The sequence below is a fragment of the Cellulosimicrobium sp. SJTW-1 genome, from assembly GCF_047716875.1.
Taxonomy (GTDB): domain Bacteria; phylum Actinomycetota; class Actinomycetes; order Actinomycetales; family Cellulomonadaceae; genus Cellulosimicrobium; species Cellulosimicrobium funkei.
Window position 1 is genome coordinate 3,029,274 of record NZ_CP136680.1, and the last position, 11,770, is coordinate 3,041,043.

9 protein-coding genes are annotated in these 11,770 nt (G+C 76.7%); 3 read left to right on the forward strand and 6 right to left on the reverse strand.

The window, feature by feature from the left end:
- Positions 1-264: 264 nt before the first annotated feature.
- The 6 genes from RSE42_RS13710 to mtrA form a co-directional block, all read right to left on the reverse strand.
- The gene (locus RSE42_RS13710; protein WP_409141587.1) at positions 265-1,509 is read right to left on the reverse strand and encodes a winged helix-turn-helix domain-containing protein; all 1,245 of its coding nucleotides are present in this window, start codon (positions 1,507-1,509) and stop codon (positions 265-267) included.
- A gap of 322 nt (positions 1,510-1,831) precedes the next feature.
- Complete coding sequence (gene hpf / locus RSE42_RS13715; RefSeq protein WP_021482087.1) at positions 1,832-2,485, reverse strand: ribosome hibernation-promoting factor, HPF/YfiA family; 654 nt, start codon at positions 2,483-2,485, stop codon at positions 1,832-1,834.
- Between the two features lie 270 nt (positions 2,486-2,755).
- Positions 2,756-3,664, reverse strand: coding sequence for a ComF family protein (locus RSE42_RS13720; RefSeq protein WP_415296629.1), 909 nt, complete (start codon positions 3,662-3,664; stop codon positions 2,756-2,758).
- A 145-nt stretch (positions 3,665-3,809) separates the two neighbouring features.
- Positions 3,810-5,570 (reverse strand): LpqB family beta-propeller domain-containing protein, encoded by a 1,761-nt coding sequence (locus RSE42_RS13725; RefSeq protein WP_144722713.1) that lies wholly within the window; start codon positions 5,568-5,570, stop codon positions 3,810-3,812.
- Positions 5,567-7,402 carry an MtrAB system histidine kinase MtrB gene (gene mtrB, locus RSE42_RS13730; protein ID WP_415296631.1) on the reverse strand — a complete coding sequence of 612 codons (1,836 nt, stop codon included), beginning with the start codon at positions 7,400-7,402 and terminating at the stop codon, positions 5,567-5,569. The genes RSE42_RS13725 and mtrB overlap by 4 nt, the downstream gene beginning before the upstream one ends.
- Positions 7,399-8,082, reverse strand: coding sequence for an MtrAB system response regulator MtrA (mtrA, locus tag RSE42_RS13735; protein WP_034655451.1), 684 nt, complete (start codon positions 8,080-8,082; stop codon positions 7,399-7,401). Before mtrA ends, mtrB begins: the two co-directional genes overlap by 4 nt.
- 204 nt (positions 8,083-8,286) lie before the next feature.
- Between mtrA and RSE42_RS13740 the strand changes: the two genes are divergently transcribed.
- The 3 genes from RSE42_RS13740 to RSE42_RS13750 are packed head-to-tail and all read left to right on the forward strand — an operon-like array spanning position 8,287 to position 11,653.
- The gene (locus tag RSE42_RS13740; protein WP_415296633.1) at positions 8,287-9,729 is read left to right on the forward strand and encodes a hypothetical protein; all 1,443 of its coding nucleotides are present in this window, start codon (positions 8,287-8,289) and stop codon (positions 9,727-9,729) included.
- Entirely contained in the window at positions 9,726-10,388 is a 663-nt protein-coding gene (locus RSE42_RS13745; protein ID WP_085387532.1) for a DUF4129 domain-containing protein, read from the forward strand. Before RSE42_RS13740 ends, RSE42_RS13745 begins: the two co-directional genes overlap by 4 nt.
- Complete coding sequence (locus tag RSE42_RS13750; protein WP_232322743.1) at positions 10,385-11,653, forward strand: DUF4350 domain-containing protein; 1,269 nt, start codon at positions 10,385-10,387, stop codon at positions 11,651-11,653. The genes RSE42_RS13745 and RSE42_RS13750 overlap by 4 nt, the downstream gene beginning before the upstream one ends.
- The last annotated feature ends 117 nt before the right edge of the window (positions 11,654-11,770 follow it).

The following is an 11,770-nucleotide window of genomic DNA, read 5'->3' on the forward strand; positions in this document are numbered from 1 at the left end:
CGATCGGTGCCCGGGCCGGCTGGTCCGGGAGCAGAGCCGACGCTCTGCCGCGCGGGCGCGCACGGCAGCGGACGTCGGCAACGTCACACAACATCGTAGGGGAGTCGGGGCCGCGCCGGTCCCGTCCGGGTTTCGCCGACGACGAACCTCTCCCCCGCGACGTCGTCCGCCAGCCTACGGCGAGGGCCACCCGGGCCGGGCGCCTCGTCCACCGCCGACGAGGCGGTCGGGACGACCGCGGCGGCGGCGACGCCAGCGACGACGTCAGTGCGCCGCGACCTCGGCGGCGAGCGCGGGCGCCAGGTCCCCCACCGGGGCGACGTCGACCTCCGGCACCCCGAGCCACCGGCCCAGCACGTGCAGCTCGGCGGCGAGGCGCGCCGCCGTCTGCGGCCCGGCCGCCTGCTCGCGGTGCGCCGACTGCACCCGCAGCACCCCGGCCCGACGGTCGGCCTTGAGGTCGACGCGCGCGGTGAGCGCCTCGCCCTCGAGGAAGGGCAGGACGTAGTAGCCGTGGACCCGCTTCGCCGCGGGCACGTAGATCTCGATCCGGTAGTGCACGTCGAACAGCCGCTCGAGGCGGGTCCGCTCGAACACGAGCGGGTCGAACGGGTTGAGCAGCGTCGTCCCCGTCGCGCGCCGCGGGAGCGCCGCGTCCGCGTGCAGGTAGGTCGGCTCGTCCCAGCCCCGCACGGTCACCGGGCGCAGGGTGCCCGCCTCGACGAGCTCGTCGAGCGCCGTCCGCACCGCGGGCCCCTTGAGCCGGAAGTAGTCGCGGAAGCAGCGCAGCGTCCCGACCCCGTGCGCGCGGGCGCCGATCTCGAGCAGCGCCCGGACGGCGTCGGCGTCCGCGACCGGCGGCGCCGCGACGACCTCCGGCGGGAGCACGCGCTCCGTGAGGTCGTAGCAGCGCTCGAACGCGCCGTTGCGCCGCGCGGACGTGATCTCCCCCGTGAAGAAGAGGAACTCGAGCGCGCGCTTCGCGACCGTCCAGTTCCAGCCCCACTGCGAGCGGTCGCGCGGGTGCGCCCGCCCCTCGGTCTCGAGGATCTCGTGCACCTCGCTCGCGGTGATCGGGCCGCGCTCCGTGACGAGCCGCCGCACGTCCTGGACCGCCTCGGAGTGGCTCATCTCGACCGCGCTGATGGTGCCCCACGCCTCCGTGCGGTACCGACGGCGGCGCCACTCGAGCAGCGGCCACGTGCTGGGCGGCACGTAGGACGCGACGTGCGCCCACGTCTCCACGAGCCGACGCGGCGCACGGCCCGCCGCGCGGTCGAGCAGCGCCGTGTCGTACGGGCCGAGCCGCGCGTACAGCGGCATGAGGTGCGCCCGCGCGAGCACGTTGACCGAGTCGATCTGGAGGAGCCCCAGGCGGTCGATGACGCCCTGGACCTGCCGCATCGTCGGTGCACGGCCCCCGGACCCGGCACGCGCGCCGCCGTCCGGGCGCTCCCGGTGCAGCCCTTGCGCGGCGAGCGCGACACGGCGCGCCTGGGACAGGGACATCGACTCGGACCTCGACGGCGTGGCGACCACCCTCCGATCCTGCCCGCCCCCACCCACACGCCGACCCGTTGCCCGCCCGCCCACCCACCCGCTCCCCCCGAGCAGGCGGTCCTGGCGCGTCCCGGCGGCCGGACCCGCCACGACCACCTGCTCGGCCGACCGGGATCGCCTGGTCGGCGGCGGTCGGCGGGCGGCGGTCGGCGGGCGGCGGACGGTGGGCAGCGGGCAGCGGGCAGCGGGCAGCGGGGGCGGGTCAGCGGGCGACGGGTCCGGACAGCACGACGCGCCCGGACCCTCGAGGGTCCGGGCGCGTCAGGTGCGGTCAGGCGCTCTTCTCGACCGAGGCGTCGGCGCAGTCGCAGGACGTGTCGAGCGCGACGACGCCGTACGTCCAGCCGCGGCGGCGGTAGGCGACGGACGGGCGCGACGTCTCGATGTCGACGAAGAGGAAGAAGTCGTGGCCGACCATCTCCATCTCGTACAGCGCGTCGTCCACCGTCATGGGCTCCGCGGTGTGCAGCTTCTGCCGGATGACGACGGGCGAGTCGCCGAGCGTCGTCTCGACGGCCTCCCCGGGCGCGGTCGGCGCGGTCGGCGCCGGCGGCGGGGGTGCCTCGTGCGTGGCCGGGTCGTAGGGACGCACGTCGACGGGCGGCACGACGGTGTGGTTGCGGTGGTCCTTGCGACGGTCGCGGGCGCGGCGCAGCCGTTCCGCGAGCTTGTCCATCGCGAGGTCGAGGGCGCCGAACCGGTCGTCGGCCGCGGCCTCGGCGCGGACGACGGGTCCCTTGGCCCGCACGGTGAGCTCGACGCGTTCGCGGACCCCCGAGAGCCTCGGGTTGTTCTCGTGGGTGACCTCGACGTCCACGCGCTGCGCCGTGGGCGCGAGCTGCTGGACCTTGGCGAGCTTGTCCTCCACGTGCCGGCGGAAGCGGTCTGCCACTTCCGTGTGCCTGCCGACGACGACGATCTCCATGTGAGCCTCCGCGAGGATCTAGTGCGACGCCCGGCCCGGTGCGTCCGGGCGCCGCGTTCGGATTCGGTAGGAGCACCCGCTGCCGGGTGCGGTGGGCTACCACCTCCTTGCGGCGCAGGGCCGCGCGCTCGGTACGCTCGCGCGGCGGCGCACGTGTCCTGCACGTCCGTCGTCCGCGGCGACTGGCCCTCAGCCTAACCCCGGGCCCGGGGTGTCGGCAGCACCAACGGGAGGTGAACGAGGGGACCTTCGACCCGCGCGGCGCGGACCTCACGGAGGCTGCCCGGCGGACCGCCGTCGTTCGCCCGGCGACGGGGTCGCGGCGAGCGCGACGGCGCCCAGCACGAGAGCGCCCGCGCTGGTCAGAGCCCTCTCGCACGCGGCGAGGGTGGCTCCCGTGGTGACGACGTCGTCGACGAGGAGGCACGCCACGACCGGTGCCGGTGCACCGGTCGACGGGCGCCGCCCGGGCCGTCCTCGACGCGCTCCGGCGGACGGTCCGACGAGCGGTCGGACGAGCCCTCCGGCACCGGCCCCGAGGAGCTTCCCGGGGGCGACGGCGACCGTGCCGAGACGGGCCCCGCGCGCCCGCGAGCCGAGCCCGACCTGGTCCCGGGCGCGCCCGCGGTGCACGAGGAGCGCGGCGCTCCGGGCGGGGGTTCCCGAGGTGTCGAGTCCGGCGGCGACCGCACGCGCGAGCAGGGCGACGGGGTCGCGCCCGCGGGCGCGACGCGCGGCCCGCGTCGTCGGTGCCGGGACGACGAGGACCGGGCACCCCCGGGACCCCTCCCCCGGGACCGCCCCGACCCCAGACCCGAGCGCGGGACCGAGCGCGGTGCCGCGCCCCTGCCCGAGCACGGCTCCGAGCACCGACCCCAGCGCGGTGCCCGCGCGCCACGCGGCGTCCGCGAGCGGCCGGTCGAGGTCCGCCCTGCCGCGGTCCTTCCAGGCGACGACGACGCCGCGCACTGGCCCCGTGTACGCCGCCGGCGCCCACACCGGCAGGGGCGCGACGCCGTCGAGCCGGTCGAGGCGGGGCGCCCCACGCTCGCGCCGCCGGAGCGGGGCGCGCAGCGGCGCGAGGCAGGGCTCGCACCACCGGACGTCGGGCGCGTCGCAGCCGGGGCACGCGACGGGCAGGACGAGGCGGGCGACGTCGTCGAGGGCGGCGAGGAGCACCGGGCCAGCGTGCCCGGTGGCGCGAGCGTCCGGCACCGGCGGACCGGCCACCTGTGGACGACGCGCGCACCGCGGGCTCCCGACCCGCGCCGTCCGGGAGCCTGTGGTCGCCCGGCGCGCCTCGCGCCACCGGGCGCGCGGCGTCTCAGCCGGGGTACGTGGGCAGCCGGACCTCGGTGGCGATCTTGGTCCAGAGGCTCGACGTGCCCGCGGCGTACAGGCTGCTGTCGCTCGTCCCGACGAGCGTCGTGCCGACGCCCGTGGCCGACGCGAGCGAGACGGCGCCCTCGACGGGCGAGGCGGCGACCGTCGGCCCCCCGACGGGCACCCGCTGGACGACGACCTCGGACTCGCCGGACGCCCGGCCGAGCACCCCGAGGAGCGCGCGGTCGACCCACGTCACCTGTGTCGCGGCGGCGATCGGCTGCCCGACCCGGACCGGTGCGGAGAGCTGGGTCGGCCGGCCGGTCTCGTCGCGGACGATGCCCGCGACGTGGACCTGCGCCCCGGACCCCGAGTCGCTGACGACGGCCACCCGGGCGCCGTCGGGCGCGACCCGCAGCGACATCACGGTGCGCCCGTCGAGCCACGGCGCGGCCACCTCGGAGACCGCCGCGTCGCTGCCGGCCTCCCGCAGGTCCACGACCTGCAACGACCCTGCCTGCACCTGCGGGCCGCTCCAGACGTACTGGAACCGGTCGATCGACGGCGCGACGAGGCTCGTCCCGGTGAGGAGCGTGACGGGCCCGGCCTCCGCCGTCGGCGCCGTGACGAGCCGCGCGGCACCGTCCCGCACGACGTACGTGGCGTCGTCGGCCCGGCCGCGGAAGGCGAGCGCGGTGGGCTGGAGCCCGGCGAGCGGGGCGGCCGACGTCACCGCCCGCGTCGTGCGCCCCTCCAGGCTCATGACCTGGTCGCCCGAGAGCACGACCGGCTCGTCGGGCGTGGTGGCGACGCCGATGGTCGGGACGTCGTCGGCCGAGAGCTCCGAGCCGCCGACGCCCACCGTGATGTCGACGGGCACGCCGAGCGAGGCCTGGAGCTGCGCGATGAGCATCGCGCGGTCGGCCGGCGACGCCGCGGTCACCGGGTCGGTGAGGGGCACCGCGACCCTGCCCTCCCCCGGGGGCACGGAGTCGATGCTCAGCGAGGTGCCCTCGGGCGCGACCGTCGCGACGGACCCCGCGAGCCAGTCCGCCGGGCCGCGCAGCGTCTCGCGGACCGCGAGCGCCTGCCAGTTCCGGCTCGGGAACCAGCGGGCGTCGGGCACGAGGTAGGCCCGGTCGAGGGTCGGGAAGTAGAGGTTGGCCTGCTTGAAGGTGCGGGCGAAGTTCGTGGCCGTGATCGTCAGCCCGTCGTCGACCACGTCGATGCGCCACTGGTCGTCGGCGTCGCGGACGAGGCCGTAGGAGACCTCGGTGGTCCGGCCGGGCGCCTGCTCCGTGTAGACGCCGCGCTCGTCGACGGTGCCCACGACGTCGGCGGTGGCGCGGACCGTCGTCGTGCCGCCCTCGATCGCGGCCTCGTCCACGTCGAGCTGCGGCACGTCCTCGAGGATCGCGACCTGGGAGACGGGCGACCAGTCGTCCTGCGCGTCGCGCGTGAGGAACTCGGACGCGACGTCGAACGAGCCGCGCGCGCCCTGGGCCTGGGCGGCCAGGAAGCCGCGGACGATCTGGTCCGGCGAGGCGTCGCGGCGGGGCGAGGCGGCGCTGACGAACGGCTGGCCCGGGTCCTCCGGCGTCGCCTCGCCCTCGACGACGGGCCCGGACGTGGGGATCGAGGCGCACGCCGCGAGGGCGGCGACCCCCACGGCCGCGAGCCCGGCCGCGAGCGCGCGCCCGACCCGGCGCCGCAGGTCCTCGCGCCCCGCGGTCGGACGCCGCACGGTCCCCGTCGTGGTCATCGCCCCTCCTGGACGTCGTCGGGGCCGGCGGCCGGACCGCCGCCGGAGCCGGGCACCGTCGCCCGGCCGGGCTGGGGCGCGTGGTCGCGCGGGATGACGACGGGGATGCCGCCCGTGACCGACGGCAGGTCGGCGGGGCCCGCCGTGCCCTCGACGTCCTCGACGACCGGCGTCCGCACGCTCCACTCCGCGGGCAGCCCGCGGCCGGCGGCCGCCTCGGAGACGAGCGGCAGGGGGGACGACTGGAGCCGGATCCCGGCGCGCCGCGGGAGCGTGAGCCGGAAGCTCGCGCCCCGGCCGGGGCGGCCCCACGCCTCGAGCCACCCGCCGTGCAGGTGCGCGTCCTCCAGCGAGATCGCGAGCCCGAGGCCGGTGCCGCCGGTCGTGCGGGCGCGAGCGGGGTCCGCACGCCAGAAGCGGTCGAACACGTGCTGGACCTCGTCGGTCGTCATCCCGACCCCGTGGTCGCGGACCGTCACCGCGACGGCGTGCCCGTCGCCGTCGACCGTGATCTCGACCGGCCGCTCCTCGGCGTGCTCGACCGCGTTGACGACGAGGTTGCGCACGATGCGCTCGACCCGCCGCGGGTCGATGTCGGCCGTGACGGGCTCGTCGCCGAGGTGGACCGACAGCCACACGCTCTTGCGCTCGGCGAGCGGGGCGGCGTGGTCGACGGCGGCGTTCACCACGTCGCGCAGGTCGCGCCGCTCGGCGTCGAGGACCGCGGCGCCGGCGTCGAACCGGCTGATCTCGAGCAGGTCGGCGAGCAGGTCCTCGAACCGGTCGAGCTGGGCCTGCAGGAGCTCGGTCGAGCGTCGCGAGACCGGGTCGAAGTCCTCGCGCGACGCGTGCAGCACCTCGGAGGCCATGCGGATCGTGGTGAGCGGCGTGCGCAGCTCGTGGGACACGTCCGAGACGAACCGGCGCTGGAGCATCGACAGCTCCTCCATGCGCCCGATCTGCTCCTGGAGGCTCTGCGCCATCTCGTTGAACGAGTGCGCGAGGGACGCCATCTCGTCGTGGCCCTTGACCGGGAGCCGCTCGTCGAGGCGGCCGTCCGCGAGCCGTTCCGCGACGCTCGCGGCCTGGCGCACCGGGAGCACCGCCTGGCGCGTGACGAGCGCCGTGATGCCGACGAGCAGGGCGAGCAGCACGAGGGCCCCCACGAGCAGGACCGACTGGAGGAAGCGCAGCGTCTCCTGGTCGGCCTCGAGGTCGTAGAGGTAGTAGAGCTCGTACGTGCCCGCGACCGGCACCTCGACGGTCGAGCCCACGACGATGCCGGGCACCACCCCCGACGACTCCGGGTGCGCCGGGTCGACCGGGATCGCGACCGACTGGAGGTACTGCTCGCCGTCCGCCGCGACGGTCGCCGCGCGCATCTCGGGCGACACGAGGCCGTCGAGCTGCTGGTCGGTCGACTGGTCGAGGAAGCCGACCGTGCCCGACCCGCCGGACTGCCAGAGGAAGACGTCGCGCGAGGACCCGGTGGTCTGGAGCATGGAGAAGAGGTCGAAGAGGAGCGACTGGGCCTCGGTCGGCGTCGACGCGGGCGACGCGTCGAGCGTGCGGCGCGCCTGCTGCGTGGACTGGGCGCTCTCCTGGTCGAGCTCGGCGGCACGCCGCTCGTAGAGGCCGTCGCGCATGGCGTCGGTGAGGTAGGCGCCGAGCGCCCCGACGGTCAGCACGCCGACGACGAGCGCCGACGTGACGACGCGGAGCTGCATCGACGAGCGCCAGCGCCACACCACGCGGCGGACGGTCGCGCGCGCCCGGCGCCGGACGCGGCGCCAGAGCCCTCGCCCGTCGGCGGAGCCGGCCGTCGTGCTCACGTGCGGGTCGCGCCCGCCTTGTAGCCGACGCCGCGCACCGTGAGGACGATCTCCGGGTTCTCCGGGTCGTGCTCGATCTTCGAGCGCAGGCGCTGCACGTGGACGTTGACGAGCCGCGTGTCCGCCGCGTGCCGGTAGCCCCAGACCTTCTCGAGGAGCACCTCGCGCGTGAAGACCTGCCACGGCTTGCGCGCGAGCGCGACGAGGAGGTCGAACTCGAGCGGGGTCAGGGACACCTGCTCGCCGCCGCGCGAGACGCGGTGCCCCGTGACGTCGATCTCGACGTCGCCGATGGACAGGTGCTCCGGGGCGGGCTCCTCCGTGCGACGCAGGCGCGCCCGGATGCGGGCGACGAGCTCCTTGGGCTTGAACGGCTTGGAGATGTAGTCGTCGGCACCCGACTCCAGGCCGAGCACGACGTCGACCGTGTCGCTCTTCGCGGTGAGCATGATGATCGGGACGCCCGACTCCGCCCGGATGAGGCGGCACACCTCCGTGCCGTCCTTGCCCGGGAGCATGAGGTCGAGCAGGACCAGGTCCGGCTGCGTGGTGCGGAACGTCTCGAGCGCGAGGTCGCCGTCCGCGCAGAACACCGGTTCGAAGCCCTCGGAGCGCAGGACGATGCCGATCATCTCGGCCAGGGCGGTGTCGTCGTCCACCACGAGCACACGAACCTTCATGCGGACATCTTGCCATCGACGGGCCCGACGTCGGGGCGGCCGGGCCCCGCGGCGAGGGTGAACCCGCGGGCGGGGCGCACCCGGCGGCGCGAGCCGGTCGGCCGCCGCGCAGGGCCGCGTACTAGGGTGGCCTCGCCGCCGTTGCCGATCCTCGCCCGGCGGCCTGGACCGACGCCCGAGCCGATCGCGGGGGACCACGAGCACATGAGCACACCCGACACCTCCGGCACGCCGGACGGTGCCACGCCCGACCCGACGGCGGCCCCCGGCCCCACGCCGCCCGCCGCGCCCGGTCCGGGCGGCGACACGAGCGGCTGGGGCGCGCCCTCGTACGGCGCCCCCGGCTACGGTGCGCCCGGCTCGTCGGCGCCGCAGCCGCGGTACGGCCAGTACGCGCCCGGCCAGGAGCCCGGTCAGCACCCGCCGACGGACCAGCCGCCCGCACCCGGCGCGTGGGGTGCGCCCGGCGCCGCTCCGGGACAGCCGGGCTACGGCCAGCAGCCGGGGTACGGCCAGCAGCAACCGGGGTACGGCCAGCCGGGGTACGACCAGCAGCAACCGGGGTACGGCCAGCCCGGATACGGCCAGCAGCCGGGGTACGGCCAGCAGCCGGGTTACGGCCAGCAGCAGTTCGGGCAGGGCCAGTACGGGCAGCAGCAGTACGGCGCGCCGGGCTACGGCCCGCCGCCCGGCCTCGCGGGCGCGCCCTACGCGCCGGCCGCGGCGAAGCCCGGCATCATCCCGCTGCGCCCGCTCTCGCTCGGCGAGATCTTCGACGGCGCGTTCGGCGCGATCCGCCACAACCCCCGGGTCGTGCTCGGCATGAGCGCGCTCGTCGTCGTGGTGGCGACGCTGCTCGGCACCTTCCTCGGCTGGGCGTTCTCCGGCTACGTCGCCCAGTACTTCGACGTCGTGCTGGACGAGGCCACCTTCCCCGGCTTCGACGAGAGCTTCGCCACGACGCTCGCGAGCTCCCTCGGCATCCAGGTGACCACGTTCTTCGCCGCGCCGATCATCGCGGGTCTCCTCACGGTCTCCGTCGGCCAGTCCGCGATCGGGCGCAAGGCCGGCGTCGGCGAGGTCTGGTCCCAGGTCGGACGGCGCACGTGGTTCCTCATCGCGTTCCCCCTGCTGACGGGCCTGGCTGCGTCCGTGGCGCTCGGCCTGGCCACGCTCCTCGTCGTCGCGGGCTTCGCGGTCTCCGAGGGGCTCGGCGCGTTCCTCATCGTCGTCGCCCTGCTCGCCTGGCCCGTGCTCCTCGTCTGGGTCGGGACGCGGACCGGCCTCGTGCCTCCCGCCCTGGCGCTGGAGGGGCAGCCGTTCTGGCGGACCGTCAAGCGGGCGTGGCTGCTCACCCGCGGCAGCTTCTGGCGGTTGTTCGGCATCTACCTGCTCGCCCTCGTGGCGATGAGCTTCGTCTCCGGCATCGTCGCGTACCCCGCGAGCCTCGCCGCGTCGTTCCTGCTCATGGCGGGCCAGACCTTCCTGTACCACCTCGTGCAGGCGATCGGCGTCGCGCTCTCGATGATCCTCACCTCGGTCTTCCTGGGCTGCATCGTCGCCCTGCTCTACATCGACGTGCGCATGCGCCGCGAGGGCCTGGACGTCGAGCTCGCCGCGGCGGCGAGCGAGCAGCCGCCCGCATGACCGTGCGGTCGCTCGCGGCCGACGTGCCCGTGCAGCCCGGCGCCGACGAGGCCCGGCGGTGGCTCGTCGGCGAGCTCGCCGGGCCGGAGTACCGCACGGACCCGTCGCTCCTGCAGCGGTTCCTCGAGTGGCTCCAGGGACTGTTCGACGGCGCGCCCACGCTCGACCTCGGCGGCCCGCTGACGGCGGTGGTCGTCGTCGTGGCGGTCGCCCTGGTCGCGGCGGTGGCCTACTGGGTCGCCGGTCCGGTGCGCCTGTCGCGCCGGGCGAAGGCCTCGGTGGTCGTGCTCGACGACGACGCGCGCACCGCGGCCGAGATGCGCGCCGCGGCCGACGCCGCCGCGGCGCGCGCCGACTGGGCGACCGCCGCGCTCGAACGCTTCCGCGGCGTCGTGCGCTCGCTGGAGGAGCGCGCGGTCCTCGACCCGCGTCCCGGACGGACCGCGTGGGAGGCCGCGCGGACGGCGGGCGAGCGCCTGCCCGACGTCGCCGACGGGCTCGAGCGCGGCGCGCACCTGTTCGACGACGTCGCGTACGGCGCCGTGACCGTGGGCCCGGAGGCGGACGCCTTCCTGCGCGCGCTCGACGAGCGGACGCTCGCGACGCGCCCCGCGCTCCGTGCGGAGCTCGCCGCGTCCGCGCCCGGTGACGGCGCATGAGCGCCCCGACGACGTCCTCCGTACCGCCCGGCGCGGCGCCCTCCGCGGGCGCGGCGGGCGACCCGCGGGCCGTGACGACCGCCTACGTGCCCGTCGTCGGCGACGGCACGACCGCCCGCTCGCGGGCCCGCAGCCGCTGGCGCCGGGCGCGCTGGCCCGTCGCCGTCGTCGGCGCGCTGCTGCTGCTCGCCGGGCTGACGGCGCTCGCGCGGCCCGCGACGTCGGCCACACCGCTCGCACCGGACAACCCGGGCCCCGCCGGGGCGCGCGCGGTCGCGCAGGTGCTGGGCGACCAGGGCGTCGAGGTCACCTACGTGCGCACGGTCGCCGACGCGGTGCGCGCCGCCGAGGAGGGCGGCACGCTCCTCGTCGCGCAGGGCGACTACCTGCTCGACGAGCAGGTGGACGCGCTCGTCGGGACCCCCGCCGACCTCGTGCTCGTCGCGCCGCCCGACCACCTGCTCGCCGCCGCGACCGACGGCGGCGCGGAGCTCGCGTACGACTGGGGCTCCGGCGGGTCGGCACGACCGGCGCGCTGCGCGGACCCGGCCGCGCAGGCCGCGGGCTCGATCCGCTCCGACGGTGTCGGCTTCGTCGCGCTCGACGACGCGACCGTCCTCTGCTTCCCCTCCCCCGACGACCCGTCCCTGGGCGCCTACCTCGTGCACGAGGCCGACGGGCGCACGGTGCGCGCGGTGGACACGCCCGCCGTCCTGCGCAACGACTCGGTCACCGAGGACGGCAACGCCGCGCTCGCGCTCTGGACGCTCGGCGCGCACGACCGACTCGTGTGGCTCGTGCCCGACCCGTTCGACACGTCGCTCGCCGACGACGGGAGCACGACCCCCGGCCTGTCCCTGCCGCCGTGGTTCGGCGTCGTCGCCCTCCAGGCGCTCGTCGTGCTGCTCGTGGTCGTGCTGTGGCGCGGCCGCCGGCTGGGCCCCCTCGTCACGGAGGACCTGCCGGTGATCGTGCGCGCCGCCGAGACGACGCGCGGTCGCGGCCGCCTCTACCGGCGCGCCGGGGCGCGCGGCCACGCCGCCGCGGGGCTGCGCGCGAGCGCCGCCGACCGCCTCGCGCACCGCCTCGGCCTGCCCCGCTCGGCCGACGCCCCCACCGTCGTCGACGCCGTCGCCCGCGCGACGGGTCGGCCGGGCGACCAGGTCGCCCAGCTCCTGTACGGACCACCACCCGCCGACGACGCGGCGCTGCTCGAGCTCGCGCGTCACCTTGACCGGATCGAGAGCGAGGTCTACCACTCGTGACGCACCACCCCGACGGCTCCGTGCCGCAGCCCGACCGCTACGCGCCGCCCGCCCAGGACCCGGGCGCCGCCGACCGCGTGAGCGCGGCCGCCGGCCAGCCCGCGCACCGGCCCGGAC